This window comes from Pseudomonas sp. B424, from assembly GCF_055408345.1.
On the sequence record NZ_JBUZTL010000004.1, the window covers coordinates 179,517 to 202,081 of the forward strand.

22 protein-coding genes are annotated in these 22,565 nt (G+C 58.7%); 12 read left to right on the top strand and 10 right to left on the bottom strand.

Annotation, left to right across the window (positions count from 1 at the left end; genetic code table 11):
- The first annotated feature begins 42 nt into the window (after nucleotides 1-42).
- The 3 genes from ACZRMS_RS07565 (at nucleotide 43) to ACZRMS_RS07575 (ending at nucleotide 3,489) form a co-directional block, all read left to right on the top strand.
- Entirely contained in the window at nucleotides 43-1,407 is a 1,365-nt protein-coding gene (locus tag ACZRMS_RS07565; RefSeq protein WP_463994790.1) for a nucleobase:cation symporter-2 family protein, read from the top strand.
- 150 nt (nucleotides 1,408-1,557) lie between these two features.
- Complete coding sequence (locus tag ACZRMS_RS07570; RefSeq protein WP_463994791.1) at nucleotides 1,558-2,343, top strand: outer membrane protein OmpK; 786 nt, start codon at nucleotides 1,558-1,560, stop codon at nucleotides 2,341-2,343.
- Nucleotides 2,344-2,703: 360 nt separating this feature from the next.
- Nucleotides 2,704-3,489 carry an outer membrane protein OmpK gene (locus ACZRMS_RS07575; protein WP_463994792.1) on the top strand — a complete coding sequence of 262 codons (786 nt, stop codon included), beginning with the start codon at nucleotides 2,704-2,706 and terminating at the stop codon, nucleotides 3,487-3,489.
- A 19-nt stretch (nucleotides 3,490-3,508) separates the two neighbouring features.
- Here ACZRMS_RS07575 and ACZRMS_RS07580 read toward each other — a convergent pair whose 3' ends face one another.
- Nucleotides 3,509-4,111, bottom strand: a complete 603-nt coding sequence (locus ACZRMS_RS07580; RefSeq protein WP_463994793.1) for a TetR/AcrR family transcriptional regulator — start codon at nucleotides 4,109-4,111, stop codon at nucleotides 3,509-3,511.
- A 218-nt stretch (nucleotides 4,112-4,329) separates the two neighbouring features.
- On the opposite strand from ACZRMS_RS07580, the gene ACZRMS_RS07585 reads away from it, so the two are divergent.
- Entirely contained in the window at nucleotides 4,330-5,532 is a 1,203-nt protein-coding gene (locus tag ACZRMS_RS07585) for an MFS transporter (protein WP_463994794.1), read from the top strand.
- Nucleotides 5,533-5,536: 4 nt separating this feature from the next.
- Here the strand turns inward: ACZRMS_RS07585 and ACZRMS_RS07590 are convergent, their stop codons facing one another.
- Nucleotides 5,537-6,478: a DUF808 domain-containing protein gene (locus tag ACZRMS_RS07590; RefSeq protein ID WP_463994795.1), complete on the bottom strand. Its 942-nt coding sequence runs from the start codon at nucleotides 6,476-6,478 to the stop codon at nucleotides 5,537-5,539.
- 132 nt (nucleotides 6,479-6,610) lie between these two features.
- On the opposite strand from ACZRMS_RS07590, the gene ACZRMS_RS07595 reads away from it, so the two are divergent.
- Nucleotides 6,611-7,216, top strand: a complete 606-nt coding sequence (locus ACZRMS_RS07595; RefSeq protein ID WP_463994796.1) for a TetR/AcrR family transcriptional regulator — start codon at nucleotides 6,611-6,613, stop codon at nucleotides 7,214-7,216.
- 139 nt (nucleotides 7,217-7,355) lie between these two features.
- Here ACZRMS_RS07595 and ACZRMS_RS07600 read toward each other — a convergent pair whose 3' ends face one another.
- Nucleotides 7,356-7,796, bottom strand: coding sequence for a GlcG/HbpS family heme-binding protein (locus ACZRMS_RS07600; protein WP_463994797.1), 441 nt, complete (start codon nucleotides 7,794-7,796; stop codon nucleotides 7,356-7,358).
- A 266-nt stretch (nucleotides 7,797-8,062) separates the two neighbouring features.
- Between ACZRMS_RS07600 and gcl the strand changes: the two genes are divergently transcribed.
- From gcl to ACZRMS_RS07635, 7 genes are all read left to right on the top strand, one after another.
- The gene (gene gcl, locus ACZRMS_RS07605) at nucleotides 8,063-9,838 is read left to right on the top strand and encodes a glyoxylate carboligase (protein ID WP_463994798.1); all 1,776 of its coding nucleotides are present in this window, start codon (nucleotides 8,063-8,065) and stop codon (nucleotides 9,836-9,838) included.
- A 53-nt stretch (nucleotides 9,839-9,891) separates the two neighbouring features.
- Nucleotides 9,892-10,674, top strand: a complete 783-nt coding sequence (gene hyi, locus ACZRMS_RS07610; RefSeq protein ID WP_463994799.1) for a hydroxypyruvate isomerase — start codon at nucleotides 9,892-9,894, stop codon at nucleotides 10,672-10,674.
- Nucleotides 10,675-10,812: 138 nt separating this feature from the next.
- Nucleotides 10,813-11,703 carry a 2-hydroxy-3-oxopropionate reductase gene (locus tag ACZRMS_RS07615; protein ID WP_463994800.1) on the top strand — a complete coding sequence of 297 codons (891 nt, stop codon included), beginning with the start codon at nucleotides 10,813-10,815 and terminating at the stop codon, nucleotides 11,701-11,703.
- Nucleotides 11,704-11,840: 137 nt separating this feature from the next.
- Complete coding sequence (locus tag ACZRMS_RS07620; protein ID WP_463994801.1) at nucleotides 11,841-12,728, top strand: urea transporter; 888 nt, start codon at nucleotides 11,841-11,843, stop codon at nucleotides 12,726-12,728.
- A 39-nt stretch (nucleotides 12,729-12,767) separates the two neighbouring features.
- Nucleotides 12,768-13,589 carry an ion transporter gene (locus ACZRMS_RS07625; RefSeq protein ID WP_463994802.1) on the top strand — a complete coding sequence of 274 codons (822 nt, stop codon included), beginning with the start codon at nucleotides 12,768-12,770 and terminating at the stop codon, nucleotides 13,587-13,589.
- Between the two features lie 84 nt (nucleotides 13,590-13,673).
- Nucleotides 13,674-14,678: a sulfate ABC transporter substrate-binding protein gene (locus ACZRMS_RS07630; RefSeq protein WP_463994803.1), complete on the top strand. Its 1,005-nt coding sequence runs from the start codon at nucleotides 13,674-13,676 to the stop codon at nucleotides 14,676-14,678.
- A gap of 201 nt (nucleotides 14,679-14,879) precedes the next feature.
- Complete coding sequence (locus ACZRMS_RS07635) at nucleotides 14,880-16,823, top strand: DNA topoisomerase III (RefSeq protein WP_463994804.1); 1,944 nt, start codon at nucleotides 14,880-14,882, stop codon at nucleotides 16,821-16,823.
- A gap of 21 nt (nucleotides 16,824-16,844) precedes the next feature.
- Here ACZRMS_RS07635 and ACZRMS_RS07640 read toward each other — a convergent pair whose 3' ends face one another.
- The 7 genes from ACZRMS_RS07640 to ACZRMS_RS07670 form a co-directional block, all read right to left on the bottom strand.
- Nucleotides 16,845-17,687, bottom strand: a complete 843-nt coding sequence (locus ACZRMS_RS07640) for a PhzF family phenazine biosynthesis protein (RefSeq protein ID WP_463994805.1) — start codon at nucleotides 17,685-17,687, stop codon at nucleotides 16,845-16,847.
- A 138-nt stretch (nucleotides 17,688-17,825) separates the two neighbouring features.
- On the bottom strand, nucleotides 17,826-17,957 hold the full coding sequence (locus tag ACZRMS_RS07645) for a putative transporter small subunit (RefSeq protein ID WP_463994806.1): 132 nt from the start codon (nucleotides 17,955-17,957) through the stop codon (nucleotides 17,826-17,828).
- The gene (locus ACZRMS_RS07650) at nucleotides 17,939-19,606 is read right to left on the bottom strand and encodes a sodium:solute symporter family protein (protein WP_463994807.1); all 1,668 of its coding nucleotides are present in this window, start codon (nucleotides 19,604-19,606) and stop codon (nucleotides 17,939-17,941) included. The genes ACZRMS_RS07645 and ACZRMS_RS07650 overlap by 19 nt, the downstream gene beginning before the upstream one ends.
- Before the next feature lie 475 nt (nucleotides 19,607-20,081).
- Nucleotides 20,082-20,615 (bottom strand): hypothetical protein, encoded by a 534-nt coding sequence (locus ACZRMS_RS07655; protein ID WP_463994808.1) that lies wholly within the window; start codon nucleotides 20,613-20,615, stop codon nucleotides 20,082-20,084.
- Nucleotides 20,584-21,183: a hypothetical protein gene (locus ACZRMS_RS07660; protein WP_463994809.1), complete on the bottom strand. Its 600-nt coding sequence runs from the start codon at nucleotides 21,181-21,183 to the stop codon at nucleotides 20,584-20,586. Before ACZRMS_RS07660 ends, ACZRMS_RS07655 begins: the two co-directional genes overlap by 32 nt.
- Nucleotides 21,184-21,924, bottom strand: a complete 741-nt coding sequence (locus ACZRMS_RS07665; RefSeq protein ID WP_463994810.1) for a hypothetical protein — start codon at nucleotides 21,922-21,924, stop codon at nucleotides 21,184-21,186.
- A gap of 81 nt (nucleotides 21,925-22,005) precedes the next feature.
- Nucleotides 22,006-22,554 (bottom strand): hypothetical protein, encoded by a 549-nt coding sequence (locus tag ACZRMS_RS07670; protein WP_463994811.1) that lies wholly within the window; start codon nucleotides 22,552-22,554, stop codon nucleotides 22,006-22,008.
- Nucleotides 22,555-22,565: the final 11 nt, after the last annotated feature.

The following is a 22,565-nucleotide window of genomic DNA, read 5'->3' on the forward strand; positions in this document are numbered from 1 at the left end:
CACACCACTAGCTCACAACAATAAGAATGACCGAGGTGTTGCATGTCCGATTTAACCGAACCGCGCATACCCGACATAACGGCCCCGCCGCCCCTGGCGCGACTCCCTTTGCTGCAATTGATCCTGGTTGGCTTGCAACACGTGCTGCTGATGTATGGCGGTGCGGTTGCTGTGCCGCTGATCATCGGGCAAGCCGCAGGTCTGAGTCGTGAAGAGATCGCCTTTCTGATCAACGCCGACCTGCTGGTCGCGGGGATCGCGACCATCGTGCAATCCATGGGCATCGGCCCCATGGGTATCCGCATGCCGGTCATGATGGGGGCCAGTTTTGCCGCTGTCGGCAGCATGGTAGCCATGGCCGGCATGCCGGGTATCGGCATGACCGGCATTTTCGGGGCAACCATTGCTGCCGGTTTTTTCGGGATGATCATTGCGCCATTCATGTCCAAGGTGGTGCGTTTCTTCCCGCCATTGGTCACCGGTACTGTCATCACCTCCATTGGCCTGTCACTGTTCCCCGTCGCGGTGAACTGGGCCGGTGGCGGCAGTGCTGCTGCGCAATTCGGCTCCCCGGTGTACCTGGCCATCGCGGCCCTGGTGCTGGGTACCATCTTGCTGATCAACCGCTTCATGCGCGGTTTCTGGGTCAATATTTCGGTGTTGATCGGTATGGCGCTGGGCTACGTTCTGTCCGGTTCAATCGGCATGGTCGACCTCTCCGGTATCGACCAGGCGCCCTGGTTCCAGGTTGTCACTCCGCTGCACTTCGGCATGCCCGAGTTCCACCTCGCACCCATCCTCTCCATGTGTCTGGTGGTGGTGATCATTTTTGTCGAGTCCACCGGGATGTTCCTGGCGCTGGGCAAAATCACCGGCCAGGAAGTCACCCCGCGCATGCTGCGTCGCGGCTTGCTGTGTGATGCGGGCGCTTCGTTCTTCGCCGGTTTCTTCAACACCTTTACCCATTCCTCCTTTGCCCAGAACATTGGTCTGGTGCAGATGACCGGCGTGCGTTGCCGTTCGGTCACGATCATGGCCGGGATATTTCTGATCACCCTGAGCCTGCTGCCCAAGGCGGCGTATCTGGTGGCCTCTATTCCGCCTGCGGTACTGGGCGGCGCAGCCATCGCCATGTTCGGCATGGTTGCGGCTACGGGGATCAAGATCCTGCAGGAAGCCGATATCGCCGACCGCCGCAATCAGTTGCTGGTGGCCGTCAGTATCGGCATGGGCCTGATCCCCGTGGTGCGCCCTGAGTTCTTCGCCCACTTGCCACTGTGGATGGGCCCCATCACGCACAGCGGAATCGCCATGGCCGCCGTCAGCGCGGTATGCCTGAACCTGATGTTCAACGTACTGGGCGGCGCCGGCCGTGCAGCCATGAGCGGGCACGTGCATCAGCACTGATCCGACTACCCCCTTGTGGGAGCGAGCCTGCTCGCGATGCAAACGATGCGGTATTTCTGAACAACCGCATTGAGGCCATCGCGAGCAGGTTCGCTCCCACAGAGTCACCAGCTTCTGGTAAAGAAAACAACAATAAAAAAGGAGTTACCCATGAACTGCAAACACTGGGGCGTCATGCTCGCGGGTGGTTTTCTGGCTGCCGGTCAGGCAATGGCCGGTGATCTGTTTTTGTGGCAAACCAACAGCCTGACTTACCTCTACGGCAAGAACTTCGCGATCAACCCTTCGATCCAGCAAACCGTCACCTTCGAGCATGCCGACAAGTGGAAATACGGCGACAACTTCCTGTTTGTCGACCGCATTTTCTACAACGGCAAGGAAGACCCCAACAAAGGCCCGCATACCTACTACGGCGAGTTCAGCCCGCGCCTGTCCCTGGGCAAGATCTTCGACCGCAAGTTTGAGTACGGCCCGATCAAGGACGTATTGCTGGCCATGACCTATGAGTACGGCGAAGGCGACAGCGAGGCGTACCTCATCGGCCCCGGCTTTGACCTGGCGGTACCCGGCTTCAACTACTTCACCCTGAACTTCTACCGTCGCCATACCGAAGGACCGCGCCCTGGTACCGGTACCTGGCAGATTACCCCGTCGTTTTCCTACACCATCCCCATGGGGCGCTCCAACCTGCTGATCGACGGCTACATGGACTGGGTGGTCGACAATGACCAGAACTCCCGCGGCACCTATCACGCCAACCTGCACTTCAACCCTCAGATCAAATATGACCTGGGCAAAGCCCTGAACCTGGGTGAGAAACAGCTGTATGTGGGGATTGAATACAGCTACTGGAAAGACAAGTACGGCATCGAAAGCAGCAGCCGCCTGGACACCAACCAGAACACGGCCAGTGCCCTGATCAAAGTCCACTTCTAAGTTAAAGGCTGTGCACGCTCTGTTATCGCTCGACCCGGGTGATAACAGAGCGCTTGAGTGCAAACGTCTGAGCCAGTATTCTCCGCGGCCGCTCAAACGCGAGTGTTGTTTTAAAGCTGACTTCAAAGCCAACTTAATGCCTTTAAATCAAAGGTTTAGTGCCTGTATTAATCACCTTTCACGCGATTGTCAGATGACTGCCGGGGGGTTTTTTTGGCCCTCAAACAGGCATGGCCCCGTACTTGCTTTAAACAATAAAGCTGACCGTAAGGGCAAGTTTTAAAAAACGGACCAAGGCGCCAAAACAGAGCGCCACGTTCTCACTACTGCACACCTTTTTACTTTTTTGGAGCTAACCGAATGAAGCGCACTCTTACCAGCCTGATGCTTGCGGGGAGCATGTTGGGCGGGGCTCCGGCAGTCGCCGGCGACCTGCTGCAATGGCAAACCAACAGCCTGACTTACTTGTACGGCAAAGACTTCCAGGTCAATCCAAAGATCCAGCAAACCCTCACCTTCGAGCACGCTGACAGCTGGAAGTACGGCGATAACTTTTTCTTCCTCGACCGAATTTTCTATAACGGTAAAGAAGACGGTAACGTTGGCCCGAACACCTATTACGGCGAATTCACCCCACGCTTGTCGTTCGGCAAAATCTTCGACCAGAAGTTTGAGTTTGGCCCGATCAAAGACGTACTGCTGGCCATGACTTACGAGTTTGGCGAAGGCGACACCGAGGCCTACCTGATCGGCCCGGGTTTCGACCTGAACGTGCCGGGCTTTGACTACTTCCAGTTGAACTTCTACCAGCGTTTCCCTGAAGGCAGCCGCGCTGGCAAAGGCGTATGGCAGATCACTCCGGTATGGTCCTACACCCTGCCCGTGGGCAACTCCGATGTGCTGATCGACGGTTACATGGACTGGGTGGTCGACAACGACCAGAATTCGCGCGGCACCTACCACGCCAACCTGCACTTCAACCCTCAGGTCAAATACGACCTGGGCAAAGCCTTGAGCTGGGGCGCCAAGCAGTTGTACGTAGGTGTTGAGTACGACTACTGGAAGAACAAGTACGGCATCGAAGACAGCGGTTCATTCAAAACCAACCAGGACACTGCAAGCCTGCTGGTCAAGTACCACTTCTGATGCACTGGCCTCAGCCGCGTTATCGCGCCTGAGGCACCTGCAGCAAACCGCGCAGCATCAGGTCCAGGCTGTCCAGCGCAGCCGCCAGGCGCTGCGGCGGGTCGTCGGCCTCGGCAATCCAGAACGACGCATCCATCAAGCCGCCCTGGATCAGGCGCGCCAACGCCTCGGGATCGGTGCGCTGGATCACCTGCGTGTCCATCAAGCCCTGCAGCATCGCCGCCATCGAAAGGCAGCACACCGACTGCGTGCTCTGCACGTATTGCGAGCCCAGCACCGAGGGCGCATCCCGTAACAGAATGCGCTGCACTTCGACTTGCAGGGCCATCTCCAGATACAGCCGGCACTGATCCTGAAATCCCTGCCACTGGCTTTCGGCCTGCTCAAGGACCTGCGCCAGCTGCGCATCGAGTTCGGCATCGATTTGCTGGGCCACCGCCTGAAACAAGCCCTTCTTGTCACCGAAATGGTGATACAGCGCACCACGGGTCAGGCCCACTGAAGCCGTCAACTCATCCATCGAGGTCCGGGCATAGCCCACCGAACCGAAGGCCAGGCGTGCGGCTTCAAGCAGCTTGCCACGGGTTTCTTCGATCATTTGCGACCGCGCTTTGGGCGCCATGTCTGCCACCTTTTTTTGGGATACACGGCGTATGTTAATTGACATACGCCGTGTATGCGTATATTTCTACATACGCCGCGTATGTGGCGCGCAGAGGAACCTGTGGGAGCGGGCCTGCTCGCGATAGAATCGCCGCTCAATTCATTTGAACCGCATCGCGAACAAGTCCAGTCGTCGCACCGCCGCTCCCACCACTCAACTATATTTCCGGAGCTTGTATGGCTAACCCTTATCGCGAGATTTTCAGCGCCCCCGGCACCAGGGCTTTCAGCGGCGCGGGGCTGATCGCACGGATGCCGATTTCCATGGTCGGCATCGGCATCATCACCATGCTTGCGCAATTGCACGGTTCCTATTGGCTGGCCGGTGCCGTGGCCGCCACCTTTGCCCTGGCCATGGCCCTGCTGGCGCCACAAATCTCGCGCTGGGTCGACCGCTATGGCCAGCGCCGCGTATTGCCCGGCGTCACCGCCATTGGCGTCAGCGCACTGCTGGGCTTGCTGCTGTGCAGCCATTTCGCGGCGCCTGACTGGACACTGTTTGTTTTCGCCGCGCTGTCCGGCTGCATTCCCAGCATGCCGGCCATGGTGCGTGCACGCTGGACCGAGCTGTATCGCGGCACGCCCAGACTGCACACCGCTTTTTCGTTCGAGTCAGTGCTCGATGAGGTGAGCTTCATTATCGGCCCGCCGATTTCCGTAGGGCTGAGCGTGGCCTTGTTTCCCCAGGCCGGGCCGCTGGTGGCAGCCATCCTGCTGGCCATCGGCGTTACCGCCTTTGTGCTGCAACGCAAAACCGAACCGCCGGTACACCCACGCAGCAGCGAACACAGCGCCAGCGTGTTGCGCCAGGGTGCCGTAGTGATTTTGCTGCTGTCCCTGCTGGGGCTCGGAACGATTGTGGGCACCGTGGATGTGGTCAGCGTCGCCTTTGCCCAGCATCAGGGCCAACCTGCTGCTGCCAGCATCGTGCTGTCGATGTATGCCCTGGGGTCGTGCGTGGCCGGTCTGGTGTTCGGCACGCTCAAATTGAACATGCCGCTGCCCAGGCTGTTCCTGCTGGGCGCGCTGGCCACCGCGATTACCATGGTGCCGCTAATGTGGGTCGACAGCATCGCCACACTGGCTGTGGGCATGCTGTTCGCCGGAGTGTTTTTCGCCCCTACCCTGATTACCGCGATGGGCCTGGTGGAAAATATCGTCCCGCCCGCCAAACTGACCGAAGGCCTGACCTGGATGATTACCGGTCTGGGCATCGGCGTTGCCCTCGGCGCAGTCGTCGGCGGCTGGGTGATTGACGCTTACGGCCCCCGCACCGGGTTTACCGTGTCGCTGGCTGCCGGGGGCGCCATGTTGCTGTCCGCCGCGCTGGGTTATCGCCTGCTGCAGGACAGCACCTCGCCACGCAGCCTGGCGGCATGACGGCTTAGCCTTTGACGGTGCTCCAGACCTTGCTCGCACCCGCCACCACGGCCAGCACTGCCGCGCCGGCGATAATGCCGGCCACGGCGTTGAGCAGGGTCGGCACAATGGCTGACACCACGCTCAACCACTGCGTGCTGCTGGCCGCCACGCCTTCGATCCAGTGATGCACCGCCGGCACACCATGGGTCAGGATCCCGCCGCCGACCATAAACATGGCCGCCGTGCCGATCACCGACAGGCTTTTCATCATGTACGGCGCGGTGTTCAACAACCCGCGTCCAAAACTGCGCTGAAAACGCGGCCACAGGCCTTCGCCGGTTTTCTGGCTCAGGTACAAACCCGCGTCATCGAGCTTGACGATGCCCCCCACCAGGCCATACACACCGATCGTCATCACAATGGCGATGCCCGAGAGCACGACCACTTGCTGTATCAGCGGTGACTCGGACACGATCCCCAGGGTGATGGCAATGATTTCGGCCGAGAGAATGAAGTCCGTGCGCACCGCGCCTTTGACCTTGTCCTTTTCGAACGCTGCCAGATCGACGTCCGCACCGGCCAGCGACTCTTGCAAGGCCTGGCGCTCGCCATGGGTGTCGGCCTTGCGGTGCATAAAGGTGTGAGCCAGCTTCTCGAAACCCTCAAAACATAAATAAGCGCCGCCCACCATCAACAGCGGCGTCACCGCCCACGGCGCAAATGCGCTGATGGCCAGTGCGGCGGGTACCAGAATCAGCTTGTTGCGAAACGAGCCCTTGGCCACGGCCCACACCACAGGCAATTCCCGGTCAGCCCGCACACCCGAGACCTGCTGGGCATTGAGCGCAAGGTCATCACCCAGCACCCCGGCGGTTTTTTTGGCGGCCACTTTGGTCATCAGTGCGACGTCATCGAGTACCGCGGCAATATCGTCGAGCAACATCAGCAAACTACTGCCAGCCATAGAAAAACGTCCTTTGAGATTGAATGGCAACAAGCATAGCGCGTGCCAGCCTGAAAGCTGCAATCTTGAGCCGCTTGCAAGCCCGGTGCTACCATGCCCGACCGCCCAAGCAGGCAAGGACATATCGGGTTTATGAGCAGTATCCGCGAGCGTAATAAAGAACTGATTTTGCGTGCCGCCAGCGAAGAATTCGCTGACAAGGGGTTTGCCGCCAGCAAAACCAGCGACATCGCGGCCAAGGCTGGCGTGCCCAAGCCCAACGTCTACTACTACTTCAAGTCCAAGGAGAACCTCTATCGCGAGGTGCTCGAAAGCATTATCGACCCGATTCTGCGGGCTTCTACGCCATTCAATGCCGACGGCGAACCGAACGAAGTGCTGAGCAACTACATCCGCTCAAAAATCCTGATTTCCCGCGACCTGCCGTTTGCGTCCAAGGTGTTCGCCAGTGAAATCATGCACGGCGCGCCGCATCTGAGTGAAAAACAGGTCGAGCAGCTAAACGCCCAGGCCCGTCACAACATCGAGTGCATCCAGATCTGGATCGACCGCGGCCAGATTGCCCCGATCGACCCGCATCACCTGATGTTCAGCATCTGGGCCGCAACCCAGACCTACGCTGACTTCGACTGGCAGATCTCCGCCATCACCGGCAAGGCCAAGCTGGAAGACAGCGACTACGAAGCTGCGACCCAGACCATTATCCGGCTGGTGCTCAAGGGTTGTACTCCGGACTGAGCCCCTCTTCGAAACCTGTGGGAGCGGGCTTGCTCGCGATGGCATCACCGCGCACTCCAGAGGGACCGCGCCGCTTGCATCGCGAGCAAGCCCGCTCCCACAAGGCCCGCGCCGCCCCCCCTCAATACGGTCTCTGCGTTTAAACCACCACCCCCGCATCCGCCCGCAACCCCTGGGCCTCTATCGCACTGATCGCGCATTGTTCGTCGATGTCCGAGGTGTCGCCGCTGATCCCGATCGCGCCGATGACCTGCCCTTGCCCGTCACGAATCAACACCCCGCCCGGCGCAGGCACTACGTCGCTCTGCCCCATCCCGTTAAGCGCCGCGAAGAACGCCGGACGCTGTTGCGCATCCAGCGCCAGCAAGCGCGAGCCCTTACCCAGCGCAACCGCACCCCAGGCTTTACCGATCGCAATGCTGGGGCGCAACAAGCTGGCACCATCTTCACGCTGCAACGCCAGCAAATGCCCACCCTCATCGAGCACCGCCACCGTCAACGGCGACGCGTTGATCTGGCGGCCTGCAGCCAGGGCCTGAGCGGTCAGATTTAAAGCGACTTTCAAGGTTAAAGCACTCATGGTTGCCGTCCTCATCTTGTTATGGAAAGCCTTTCATACGCCTTTTCAAGCGATTCTCATGCAACCAATAGAACACAATAATAATTTAGTTTGTATACAATTTTTTAGAGACGAAAATTAAAAACCCACCCATAAAGCCTGAATACAGGGCTTTCGACCGGCCAGTCATTGATTCGATAAAAGCCATTGACCTGCACACCGGAGCATGAATACACTCGCTCAACAGCCACTTGTATACAATTACAAAACGTAAGAGGCACAAAACAATGAGCAAAATGAGAGCAATCGAAGCCGCCGTTCTGGTGATGCGTCGCGAAGGTGTCGATACCGCATTCGGTATCCCGGGCGCCGCCATCAACCCGCTGTACTCGGCCCTGCAAAAGGTCGGCGGCATCGATCACGTCCTTGCTCGCCACGTGGAAGGCGCCTCGCACATGGCCGAGGGCTACACCCGCACCAAGGCCGGCAATATCGGCGTCTGCATCGGCACCTCAGGGCCTGCGGGCACGGATATGGTCACCGGGCTCTACAGTGCTTCTGCCGACTCGATCCCGATTTTATGCATCACCGGCCAGGCCCCCCGGGCGCGGATGCATAAAGAAGACTTCCAGGCCGTAGACATCACCGCCATCGTCAAACCCGTCACCAAGTGGTCCACCACCGTGATGGAGCCGGGCCAGGTGCCTTATGCCTTCCAGAAAGCCTTTTACGAAATGCGCTCCGGCCGCCCCGGCCCGGTGCTGATCGACCTGCCGTTCGATGTGCAAATGGCTGAGATCGAATTCGATATCGAGGCCTATGAGCCGCTGCCACTGGCCAAGCCATCGGCAACCCGGCTCCAGGCAGAAAAAGCCCTGGCCCTGCTCGATCAGGCCGAGCGCCCGCTGCTGGTCAGCGGCGGTGGCGTGATCAACGCCAACGCCAGCGACCTGCTGGTTGAATTCGCAGAGTTGACCGGCATCCCCGTGATCCCGACCCTGATGGGCTGGGGCACGATTGCCGACGATCACCCGCTGATGGTGGGCATGGTCGGCCTGCAAACGTCCCACCGTTACGGCAACGCCACCCTGCTCAAGTCCGACGTGGTACTGGGTATCGGCAACCGCTGGGCCAACCGCCATACCGGCTCGGTGGATGTCTACACCGAAGGCCGAAAATTCATTCACGTTGATATCGAGCCGACCCAGATCGGCCGCGTCTTCAACCCGGACCTGGGCATCGTTTCCGACGCCGGCGCCGCGCTCAAGGTATTCCTTGAAGTGGCACGGGAATGGAAAGCCGCCGGCAAACTGAAAAACCGCAGTGCCTGGCTGCAAGACTGCCAGCAGCGCAAGGCCACGATGCAGCGCAAGACACACTTCGACAACGTGCCGGTCAAACCCCAGCGCGTGTACGAAGAGATGAACCAGGTGTTCGGCAAAGACACTTGCTACGTCAGCACCATCGGTTTGTCGCAGATCGCCGGCGCGCAGTTCCTGCATGTCTACAAGCCGCGCCACTGGATCAACTGCGGCCAGGCCGGCCCGCTCGGCTGGACCATTCCTGCGGCGCTGGGCGTGGTCAAGGCCGACCCGACCCGCAACGTCGTGGCACTGTCCGGCGACTATGACTTCCAGTTCATGATCGAAGAGCTGGCGGTGGGCGCACAGTTCAACCTGCCGTATATCCACGTGGTGGTGAACAACTCCTACCTGGGGCTTATCCGTCAGGCACAACGCGGTTTCGAGATGGACTACTGCGTGCAGTTGGCTTTCGACAACCTCAACGCACCGGAGCTCAATGGCTATGGCGTCGACCACGTCGCCGTCGTTCAAGGCCTGGGGTGCAAGGCCCTGCGTGTGTTCGAACCGGGTGAAATCCAGCCCGCCCTGCGCAAGGCCCAGGAGCTGATGAAAGAGTTCCGGGTGCCGGTGATGGTGGAAATCATCCTGGAGCGCGTGACCAACATTTCGATGGGCACCGAAATCAACGCCGTCAATGAGTTTGAAGATCTGGCGCTGGTGGGTAACGATGCCCCGACCGCTATCTCGATGCTGGATTAATTGACCGCCCCTCTCTTTCAGTGAGAGGGGCCACTTTTTTGCAGGAGTTCACCATGCCGCGTTTTGCCGCCAACCTGTCCATGCTGTTCACCGAACAGGATTTCCTTGTCCGTTTTCAAGCGGCTGCCAACGCTGGTTTCCACGGCGTTGAGTACCTGTTTCCTTACGACTACAGCTCGGCCGAGATCAAGGCCCAACTCGATGCCAACCAACTGACCCAAGTACTGTTCAACCTGCCGGCCGGTGACTGGGCCAAGGGTGAACGCGGCATTGCCTGCCACCCGGACCGGGTTGAAGAGTTCCGTGCCGGGGTCGACCTGGCCATCGCCTATGCCCAGGTACTGGGCAACGACCAGATCAACTGCCTGGCGGGGATTCGCCCACAAGGCACAGACGAGGCGCTGATCGAAAAAACCTTCGTCAGCAACCTCAAATACGCGGCCGACAAGTTGCAGGCGGCGGGCATCAAGCTGGTAATGGAGTCGATCAACACCCTCGACATCCCGGGCTTTTACCTGAACAACACGAAACAGGCCCTGGCCATTCAGGACAAAGTCGGCAGCGCCAACCTGTTCCTGCAATACGACATCTACCACATGCAAATCATGGAAGGTGATCTCGCCCGCACCCTGCAAACCCACCTGGCGCAGATCAACCATGTCCAGCTGGCCGATAACCCCGGCCGCCACGAACCGGGTACCGGCGAAATCAACTACCGCTTCCTGTTCGAGCACCTGGACCGCATCGGCTATCAGGGTTGGGTCGGCTGTGAATACAAGCCGCTGACCAGCACCGAAGCGGGCCTTGGCTGGCTCAAAACCCATAACGCGGTGTAACTCTGTGGGGGCGGGCTTGCTCGCGATGGCAACGACGCGCTGCACCTGTCACTCCACAGCGACCCCATCGCGAGCAAGCCCGCTCTCGCATCAGCCCACCTGCTCTGAATTGCCTTAAGAAAAACAAGAGGATTTGTCATGGCTAAAATCGGATTTATCGGCACAGGCATCATGGGTTCGCCTATGGCCAGCAACCTGCAAAAGGCCGGGCACAGCCTGTTTTTGTCCACCCATCACGGCGCCGCTCCGGCCGATCTGGTAGCCGCCGGCGCGATCGCCCTGGCCAGCCCGCGAGAAGTGGCCCAGGAAGCCGAATTCATCATTGTCATGGTGCCGGACACCCCTCAGGTCGAAGACGTGCTGTTCCGTGAAGACGGCATCGCCGCGGGCCTGAGCCCGAACAAGGTGGTGATCGACATGAGTTCGATCTCGCCCACCGCGACCAAAACCTTCGCCGCAAAAATCAACGCCAAGGGCGCGCAGTACCTGGACGCTCCGGTGTCCGGCGGTGAAGTCGGCGCCAAGGCCGGCAGCCTGAGCATCATGGTCGGTGGCGACGAAAAAACCTTCGCCCGCGCCCTGCCCCTGCTCCAGAGCATGGGCAAGAACATCACCCTGGTGGGCGGTAACGGCGACGGTCAAACCGCCAAAGTGGCGAATCAGATCATCGTTGCCCTGAACATTCAGGCAGTGGCCGAAGCCCTGGTGTTTGCCGCGAAAAACGGCGCCGACCCGGCCAAGGTTCGCGAGGCCTTGATGGGCGGTTTTGCCTCGTCAAAAATCCTCGAAGTGCATGGCGAGCGCATGATCAAGGGCACCTTCGACCCCGGATTCCGCATCAGCCTGCACCAGAAGGACCTCAACCTGGCCCTGGCCGGTGCCCGTGAGCTGGGGATCAACCTGCCCAACACCGCCAACACCCAACAGGTGTTCAGCACCTGCGCGGCCATCGGTGGCAGCAACTGGGACCACTCGGCGCTGATCAAGGGCCTGGAACATATGGCCAACTTCTCGATTCGCGACAAGTAGTCTGCGCGACTTCTGCAGAGAAACTTCAATCGTGGGAGCGAGCCTGCTCGCGAACGGCGTTCGCGAGCAGGCTCGCTCCCACCCATAGTTTCTACAGGGTTTACGGGTTCCAACCGCCACACTGCGTAGCTATCACCATGAGCTCACATCCCTGTCCCGACTGGGCGACTGCCCTGTGCGCCGGTTTCAGCCAAATCTTCCTTCAACGCCATCCACTGTGCGGCGTGATGTGCCTGCTGGCGATTTTGCTCAGTGCGCCCACCCTGCTCGGTGGCGCCTTGCTGGGCGGTGTTGCGGGGCTCCTTACCGCGCAACGCCGCGACTACCCCAAAGCCGAACGCCAGGCAGGTCTCTACAGTTACAACGGCATCTTGCTGGGGTTGCTATTGAGCCACCAACTGGAATGGTCGGCCCTGCTACCCTTGTTGATTATCGCGAGCGCCGGGTTGAGCACCATGCTCGTCCACCAATGGTTGAAACGCGCCGCCCACGGGCAAAGCCTGATGGCCTATACCGCGCCGTTCGTGGCTATTGGCTGGATTTTGCTGCACGTCAACAACGCCTCTGCTACTGCCTTGAACCACGATCAGACCGTCAACAGCCTGACGCTGATACAAGGCCTGTTCAAAGGCGTGGCCCAAGTCATGCTGTTGCAGCATCCGATTGCCGGGCTGCTGATTGTGCTCGGGCTGTGGCTAAGCAGTCGGCGAGCTGCACTGTGGGCACTCACGGGGTCATTGGCCGGCCTGATGTTTGGCCTGTATCAACAGGATACGGCCGCCGCCTTGAACGGGCTCACAGGCTACAACCCGGCCCTGGCCGCCATGGCCCTTTGCCAGCAACGCCGCCACCCCTGGCTGCCCTTGATCGGCATCTTCGTCACTCTGCTGCTCGCACCCGGCTTTGGCGCCCTGGGGCTCCCCCCCCTGACCGCGCCGTTTATCCTCAGTTGCTGGCTGGTACACGCCAGCGTACGAATACTCAGCCCCGCACGAGAACAATGCAGGTTGCGCATTGAGCGTTAATACTCGAACCTTCTGACATTTGGGCATCGAGCAACCTGCATGGATAACAAGGATTGGCGCCAACGCCTGTATGTCATGGTCTTTCAGGCCGACACCCCCGCCGGGCGCCGTTTTGACACCGCACTGCTGCTGATCATCCTGTGCAGCCTGGTGGTCGTGGTGCTCGACAGCATCAACAGCATCCATCGCAACTACGCCGATCTGCTGGCCTACATCGAGTGGGGCTTCACCTTTGTGTTTGCCATCGAGTACGGCCTGCGCCTGTATTGCTCGCCCAAACCGCTGCGTTACGCCTTCAGCTTTTACGGGCTGGTGGATTTGCTGGCCATCGTGCCGGGGATTCTGGCGATCTATTACAGCGACGCGCAGTACCTGCTGATCATCCGCATCATCCGTATGCTGCGGATTTTCCGGATTCTCAAGCTGCGGCCCTACCTGAGCCAGGCCAACTACCTGCTCTCGGCCCTGCGCGGCAGCAAGCAAAAAATCATCGTGTTTCTGGTCAGTGTCTCGACCCTGGTCACCGTGTTCGGCAGCCTGATGTACGTGGTGGAAGGGCCGGAGAACGGCTTCACCAGCATCCCGGTGAGCATTTACTGGGCCATCGTTACCCTGACGACTGTCGGCTTCGGTGACATCGTGCCCAAGACGGTACTGGGGCAAGTCATCTCGGCCATGGTAATGATCACCGGCTACTCGATCATTGCCGTGCCCACCGGGATCTTCACCGCCGAATTGGCCAACGCCATGCGCGGCGAACAACTCAAGCATGACTGCCCCACATGCAAAAAGAACAGCCACGAACAATCGGCGTCTTTCTGCTCGAGATGCGGCAATGCCCTCTTTACCAAAAAGACATAAGCAAAGTGCTTTTTAATCTTTTAAGGACTAAACGCCAGCCGCTATAGTTGCTGGTAATATGCCCCCTATAACAAGGAATGCGCAGTGAACAAACTTTTTAGCGCCTCGATCCTGGCCGCTGGCCTGGCCCTCAGCAGCATCGCTCATGCAGCTGCACCGCCGCCTCTGCTGAACGTGTCCTACGACGTGATGCGCGATTTCTACAAGGACTACAACGCTGCCTTCCAGAAGCACTGGGAAGCCGAGCACGGCAACAAGCTCAATATACAAATGTCCTTTGGCGGTTCCAGCAAACAGGCTCGTTCGGTTATCGACGGCCTGCCGGCTGACGTCATCACCATGAACATGGCCACCGACATCAACGCCCTCGCCGACAACGGCAAGCTGGTCCCGGAAAACTGGGTGACCCGCCTGCCGGACAACAGCGCACCGTTCACCTCCGCCACGGTGTTTATCGTGCGCAAAGGCAACCCCAAGGCCCTGAAAGACTGGCCGGATCTGCTCAAGGACGGCGTGGGAGTCATCGTACCCAACCCGAAAACCTCGGGTAACGGTCGCTACACCTTCCTCTCGGCCTGGGGCTACGTGCTGAAAAACGGCGGTGACGAAACCAAGGCCAAAGAGTTTGTCGGCAAGCTGTTCAAGCAGGCACCCGTGCTCGACACCGGCGGCCGTGCTGCGACCACCACCTTTATGACCAACCAGATCGGCGACGTACTGGTGACTTTCGAAAACGAAGCTGAAATGATCGCCCGCGAATTTGGCCGCGACCAGTTCGAAGTGATCTACCCGAGCGTGTCCGCCGAAGCCGAGCCGCCGGTGACCGTGGTCGATAAAGTGGTCGACAAAAAAGGTACCCGCGCAACCGCCGAGGAATATCTGAAGTACCTGTGGTCGCCTGAAGGCCAGGAAATCGCCGCCAAAAACTACCTGCGCCCACGGGACAAGGCAATATTGGCCAAGTACAACGACCGCTTCCCGAAAGTTGACTTCCTGTCGGTTGAAAAAACCTTCGGCGACTGGCGCGACGTGCAGAAAAAGTACTTCAACGACGGTGGCGTTTTCGACCAGATCTATAACGGTCAATAATCCCCGCCTCCTGTGGGAGCGGGCTTGCTCGCGATAGGGACGACGCGGTCCACCTGTAAAACCGCAGCGACCCCTATCGCGAGCAAGCCCGCTCCCACACTTGCCTTTAACTGTACATATCAACAGTAAAAACACTTGCCCTCGCGCCCGTCTCTGCCCATGCTGTGCACCTTCTGCGCGGCATGATCAATGAGTGGAGCTATGCGGCTGTTTCTGTGTGAAAAACCTTCCCAGGCCAAAGATATTGCTGCCGTGCTCGGTGCCAGCCGACGCGGTGATGGCTGCTGGGTGGGCCCCAACGCCACCGTGACCTGGTGCATCGGCCACCTCCTGGAAACCGCCCCGCCCGACGCCTACGACGAGCGCTACAAGCGCTGGGTGCTGGCCGACCTGCCGATCATTCCCGAAAAATGGAAAATGCGCGTCAAACCCAAGACCGCCAGCCAGTTCAAGGCAGTCAAGCGTCTGCTGGGTGAAGCCAGCGAACTGGTCATCGCCACCGACGCCGACCGCGAAGGCGAGATGATCGCCCGCGAACTGCTCGACCACTGCCGTTATCGCGGGCCGGTCCAGCGGTTGTGGCTCTCGGCCCTGGATGACGCGTCCATCCGCAAGGCCCTGGCCGCCCTCAAGCCCGGCGCCGAAACCTTCAATCTCTACCACTCGGCCCTGGGCCGCTCGCGGGCCGACTGGCTGATCGGGATGAACATGAGCCGCCTGTTCACCCTGCTGGGGCGTCAGTCCGGTTATCAGGGCGTGCTGCCCGTAGGCCGGGTGCAAACCCCGACACTGCGGCTGGTGGTCGACCGGGACCGCAGCATCAGCGACTTTATACCCGTGGCGTACTGGGCCATTGATGTGCAGCTCAAACACGACGGGCAACTGTTCACCGCACAATGGCGCGCCAACCCCGACACCTGCGACGACCAGGACCGCTGCCTCAACCAGGCCCACGCCCAACAGGCCGCCGCCGCGATGAACAGCGCCAGCAGCGCCCGGGTGATGAAGCTGCGCACCGAGCGCATGCGCGAAGTGGCCCCCCTGCCGTTCGACCTCGGCACCCTGCAAGAAGTGTGTTCGAAAAAACTCGGCCTCGGCGCCCAGGAAACCCTCGACATCGCCCAGGCGCTGTACGAAACCTACAAGGTCGTGACTTACCCGCGCAGCGATTGCGGCTACCTGCCGCAAAGCCAGCACGGCGAAGCACCGGCCATTCTGGCGGCCTTGCAGCAGGCTGATCCGGCACTTGCGCCCCTGGCCGGTTATCTCGACCCGCAACGCCGCTCACGGGCCTGGAATGACGCCAAGGTCAGCGCCCACCACGGCATCATTCCCACGGCAGCGGCCAAAAACCTCGAGCGACTGACCGGCAAACACCGCGCCGTGTACACGCTGATTCGCGCACGCTACCTGGCGCAGTTCCTGCCCAACCACGAATACGACCGCACCCAGGCCGACTTCGACTGTGCAGGCCAAAACCTGCGGGCCGTTGGCAAGCAGATTGTCGAACCCGGCTGGAAGCGCGCCCTGCCCGAAGCCCTGGCCCCGGCCAAGGGCCGCGAAGCCCCGGCACCGCAACCCTTGCCGCTATTGCGCGAAGGTCTGGACTGCGCGATCGCCAACATCCATCTCAAAGACCTGTGGACCCAGCCGCCCAAACCCTTCACCGAAGGCGACCTGATCAAGGCGATGAAAAACGTCGCCAAACTGGTGCAAGACCCGCTGCTCAAGCAAAAGCTCAAGGACACCACCGGCATCGGCACCGAAGCCACCCGTGCCGGGATCATCCAGGGCTTGCTGGATCGCGGCTACCTGATCAAAAACGGCAAGGCCCTGGCCGCCACGGCGCCCGCCTTCAGCCTGATCGACGCGGTGCCCCGCGCCATCGCCGACCCGGGCACCACCGCCATCTGGGAACAAGCGCTGGACATGGTGCAAAGCGGCGAAATGACCCTCGACACATTTGTCGCCAAACAGGCGGCATGGATGAGCAAACATATCGAGCGCTGCAGCGCCATGACCATGACCATCAGCGGCCCGGCCAGCCCGTCGGGTGCGGCACCGGCGTGGAAGAAAAAGCGCAAGGCCCCGGCAGGCAAGGCCAAGCCAAAACCCAAGCGGGCGGTGAAAGCCAAGGGGGCATAAGCAGCCCCCGCCCGGCTCCAGTCAAAGGCTCAAGTACCCGGAGATACAGGTCACAGCCGAACCACCGACCCAGATCGTCTCGCCAGTCTGCTCGATGGACACCCGCCCCGCCCGCCCCATGGCCGTGCCCTGACTGGCCACATAGCATGCCGGAGCAAGGCCGTCCGCGATCAGCCACTGCGCCAGCCCGGCATTCAGGCTGCCGGTGACCGGGTCTTCGGGCATGCCTTCACCTGCACAAAACGCACGCACTTCAAACTGCGCTTCATCACCATCACGCTCGGCATTCCAAGGCGCCACCACACCGATCGACAGGCCCAGCAACTGTGCGTAATCAGGCTCCAGAGCCAGTACCTGTTCGCGGTCGCGCAGCATCAGCGCTATCCATCCCGGGCCATTGTCAACCCAGCGCGCCTGTTCCACCGCCCGGGGCTCAATGCCCAGGCCACGGCAGATACGCTGCAGCAGCGCATCCTCGACAGCACCAGCACGCAACAGGGGTGGTGCAGTAAAGGCCAGTTGCTCGCCCTGGCGACGGATTCTGATCAGGCCTGCGCTGCATTCCTGGACAATCTCTTCGCCCCCGGGCTTGCCCCCGGCTTCCAGCCAGGCGTGACAACTGCCCAGCGTCGGATGCCCGGCAAACGGCAGTTCTTTAAGGGTGGTGAAGATACGCAGGCGGTAATCGGCTTCAGGGTTTTGCGGCTTGAGCACAAAGGTGGTTTCACTCAGATTGGTCCAGCGCGCAAAGTCACTCATCTGCGCATCGGTCAAACGGTCGGCGTTCAACACCACTGCCACCGGGTTGCCCTTGAGTGCAACCGTGCTGAAGACATCAACTTGCTTGAATTCAAATGGGCTCATGGCCAGCTCCTGATAAAGACCAGAAGTACCCTACACAATCCGGGGAAACATGGCGCGGTTTGTAAGTGCTGCCGAGGCACGAAGGCGGCGATGGAGCGTTGCCAATCGCCGCCTTCGTACTCGGGCAGTGGTCTGACGTTAAACCAGATCCGTTCCTTCACGCTTGGCCTTGCGCATATCGCGCCACAGGCTGACGCACAGGGTCAGCATCACGGCGGCCGCGATGACCGGCCAGATCAGTACATAAACAGTCAAAGCGAAACTGGACATGGTATGGCTCCTTTTTCAGTGGCAGGTTCCGCGTTGTGGTGGAAGGCCACAACACGCTCGTTGATGCAGTCAAAATCAAATGTCTGGTTGGACCGTAAACTCACCAGCACACACACCACCGTACTCACGCCATAGGCCGTAAGTGAGCTGAGCAGTACCGGGTAATCACGCAAGAAACCAAACGCAAACGGCGCAAACACCATAAAGGCCAGTGCACCCAGCACAAAGCCGGCGCGTTTACCCAAAAAGCCGAATGCCATCAGGCCGATCACCACCCCGCCGCCAATCGAGGCGCAGAGTTCGAAAAACAGCGCCACCAGCCCCTGCATCTCCAGCAGCTCGAAACGCGCCACCAAAAACATCACAAAGCCGGCGATCGCCGCACTGGTAAACGCCGCATTGGTAATCCGTTCCCAATACAGGCTGGCAATCACGGGGAACACGATGGCGCCCCACAGTGCGCCGACAAAAATCAGCATGGTCAGAATGTCCAGCTTCATACTGGCAAAGATCATCGCCAGCATCGTTGCCAGCACCATGGTCAGGCGCCCGACAAACAACATGGTTTTTGGATTGGGCTTGCCCTTGGCAATGTTCTTGCCATAGACATCCGTCATCACCAGCGCAGACAGCGCGGACAGATCCGAGTCGGCAGTGGATGACAGCGACCCGATCACCATGATGAAAAACAGCCCCACTGCAAAAGGCGGCAAATAGGTCGAAGCCATCTGCGGGATCAGGTTGTTGAGGTCGCCATCCAGCGGCTCGATACCGGCCAGCAGCGCCAGAAAGCCCAGCATGCCGAGCCCGATCACAATCGAGGCATAACCGATGGTGGCCGTGACGAAGGTCGATTTCATCAAGTCTTCACGCACCGCAAACAGGCGCTGGGCGATGGTCTGGTTACCGATGGCGTAGGCCAGCACGGCCACGAAGTAAGGTGCGCCCTGTTCGAGAATCGCCGTTTTCGAATAGAAGCTGGCTTGCTCGGGCGTGATTTTCGGCATGCCCTGAGTGAAGATTTCCGGCCCGCCCAGCTGGAAGAAAATAATGGGAATAATCACCACGGCGGCGAAGATCATGGCGAACAACTGACCGAAGTCCGTAAGTACCGATGAACGAAACCCCGACCAGATGGTGTATGTCAAAATCCCGACACCCGCAATCAGCACCCCGTGGGTAAAGCTCAGCGGCGAGAGCACCGCCACCAGCGCCCCGGCGGCAGTGAAGTTGACCATCAGGCTGATCAGGCTGCCGACAATATTGGAGCCCGCCAGAATCATCTGGCTGGAGCGCCCGTGCCGGGCGTGCATGATCTCGGCAAGCGTGTGGGCCTTGGGTGCCAGTTGCCGGAATCGCCGGCCAAAGGGGTAGATGAACAGAATCATCAGCGCGCCCCAGAAGCCGTAATGCAGCGCTCCCGAGAGGCCAAATTTATAGCCCGCACTGGCAGCGGCATAAAACGAGGCGGCCCAGATCCAGGTCGCCGTCATGCTGGCGGCGGACATGCCAAAACCGATGGAGTTATTGGAAACCATATAGCCGTCGACATTTTCCTCCTTGCGACCCACGCGCAAAGAGACCAGAAAAGTCAGGCCATAGAAACAGAACAGAAGCAGCAACACAGTGAGGGTGGAAAGTTGGAACATTCCTTTCTCCTTTTTTATGTGCACGCAGACGTCACAGACGCAACGAAAGGCCGAAATCGGCAGGCGCAACAACCCGGAGTTCCTGACAGGCAGGCGATAGCGGACAGCAGTCCGTGGGTTGTCAGAGTGATGGCTGGCAAGTGACGGAACGCAAGAGGCGTCCCACGTCAAAAGGTAAAGCGTGCGCTAGCACGTTGAACCTTGTGCTTGCAGCAATGGCCGGCGTGTGCCGGAAGATAAGTCCTGCATCAGTGGCGTAAAAACCTGACGCGAACGGACAAGAAGTATACAGGTTTCGGAGTGGATTGGCTGGAGAATCCCGAGATTGGGCGCCTGAGACAGCCTACTTAAATGTGAACAGACGCGGCCTGCAAAGACTTGGTGCGGAGTTTACTGATTGGGCTTTAAAAACGATTTCGGCAGCGAAAGGAAGGCGGCTTCTCGACCACCCCCCTCTCCACCCGATAGATATCTGCTACCTCCAATTGGCAGCCAGGGCCGGTTGGAAATCCTGCTGATCAGGTACAGTGATGTTGGTCAAATTGGCAGCAGGCGGGTCAAATGCTGCCATTGCTTGCACTAGACTATCGGCCCTTTGCACAAACGGGGTTGGCTGATGCCGCTCATGCAACTTGTTTAAATCAATACCCCGCTCCGCCAAAATCTCATCAAAGGTTTTAATTTCCCTATCGTTCAAACGAGCATTGATAGCTGCCATACGATCATCGAAAGTCGGTGTTTTAGGGTGTTCTATCGGAAATACAACCGCAGGCGATACATCAGTGCTTGGCCACTTTATGGAGGACTCCGACCTACCCGACTCGCCAACACCGGACCGCCACCAAACAGGCTCCACCACCTCAATCGCGATCGGCACCAATTCCAATGCATGGCTGGAAAAAATAAAATCTGCCTTGTTCAGTTGTGAAATATCCAGTGCATCCAGATAAAGTAATTGAACCTTGCCACCCGCAGGGTCAAGCGCTGTAGTAGCGATGCCTACGCCCACCCTGAGCGACAGTCAACCCGGCGCGGGCCATATTCAACGCCACACCTTCGTCACCTACGATAATCGCCGTGTCACGCCCACCGTTGCCGTGGATGTTCTCCATGACGTCTGAGGCGCTGATGACAAAAACATCGTCACCGGCAGCCCCGTTATAGACATTGCTGCCACCTCCGCCCACCAGCCAGCTGCCCGTTGGGGCCGCAATCAAGGTGTCATCACCCGCACTGCCGTACAGATTGTTAACCCCCAACTGAGCGGCATTCAATGTTTCACCGGTTAGGCTGTGGCTTGCGTAAGCGGTCGTGGTCGAACCTTCTGAAGTTGATATCACCTGAGTGCCGGATGCCTGAGCAAGCAACGTACTGCTGACAGGGTCACCCAAAAAGTCGACCGCGAGCGCCTCCTGGAGGTTGCCGTTGATCGTGAAAGTGCCTTGGGCAAGTACTCGATTTCCATCACGAACTTCATTGCTGGCGGTTGTATCCCGCACATTGATTTGCGTAATACCCAGCTCGGCCAGGGTTTTGAGTTCACCTGCATCGGTTTTCCCATCGTGGGAGGCATCCACTCACACCCGTAACGTGCTCCAGATCGGATCATTCAGATCAATCACGCCATCTGCATTTACGTCTTCACTGGCTAACGCTGCAAAGCCATCCTTGAATCGCGCCTCCCCAGCAGCACCGCCCAAACCAACCTTGCCCGCGTAGTACTCGGAAAACATCTGGCTGACGTTTTTAATCTGGCCCGTGCCGTCGTCAACCACCAGCATTCCAGTACTGCGATCGGCCCAGCCCGTACGCTTGAGTGTGCCGCAGTGATCGGTATCGAACAGAACACCGTCACGAATATCAGTCATGCCCACCCCATTACCGGTCAAATCCAGCAGCAAAGGGTCACCGTAAGTGTTGACTGTGGTCATTGCGGCAAGGCCATTGAGCGTTACGGCATTCAATAGGCCAAAATCCGGACTGCTACTGGTGGGACGATCAAGATAGAACTGTGAAAGATAGCTATTGGGCCGCGCATTGGGGTCCCGTTGAATTTCACCTGGCCGTATCCCGCCCGTTGCCATGCTGCCCATTTGGGTCGAGGTGAAATCTGTTTTATTTAACAGGCCGTCCTTGAATGAAATTAGGTGAGTCGGTGAGTTGACGGCAAAACCGTTGCTTACATCCTGACGGGCCTGGTTTTCGCCCTGGATAGTTTGCTGGGGTGTTGGGGTGGGGGTGATGTTGATATCAATTAACGTAGAGGCCGGCTCATTGGAAGGTTTATTGAAGTCACTTGAAAAAGCACCGGAAATCATATTGATTATTTGATTGAAAATACTTTTTGCTATTGTGGCAGCTCCCGATGGGGAGTCAAATCTACCAACCCATCTTTTAGCCTATTGCTTATTACTATCCGTACTTATAGTCGACGCTAACGACATAAGTCGATCTGTCTGGAATGCCACATTAATTTCACTTGGCAAATCACCCGCCGACTCCAAAACCTTCTTCCAATATGTCTCTCTGGTATTTTCTGTAATTACTGACAACACTGAGTGGAGGGTCCAGGCCTCCGCCGAAAGATTATTATCATTGAAAACCTTTTTATGAAATTCCCAGGCTTCTTTATGGTTTATATCATCAGCCAAAACGCCACCACCATCATCCAACTTATTCTTCAACGCCTCTATATATTCAACAGCCATATCCTTTCGAATACGATTCACATCAACATCAGATAGCGTACGACCCAAGTCCGATGCCGTCAGCCTCATAAAGTTAATGGCAGCATCGCCTGATAAAGAATTACCCTTCGCCACCCCATTTGCCAGCGTTGCATACTTATATCCTCTTGCAGCTAAATAGTCATATGCAGCAGCAGGGCCTAATGTGTCTAAAAGTCCTTTAGCACGTTCTAAATCATGCAAACTCAGTTCTTGCGGCATAATAATTACCC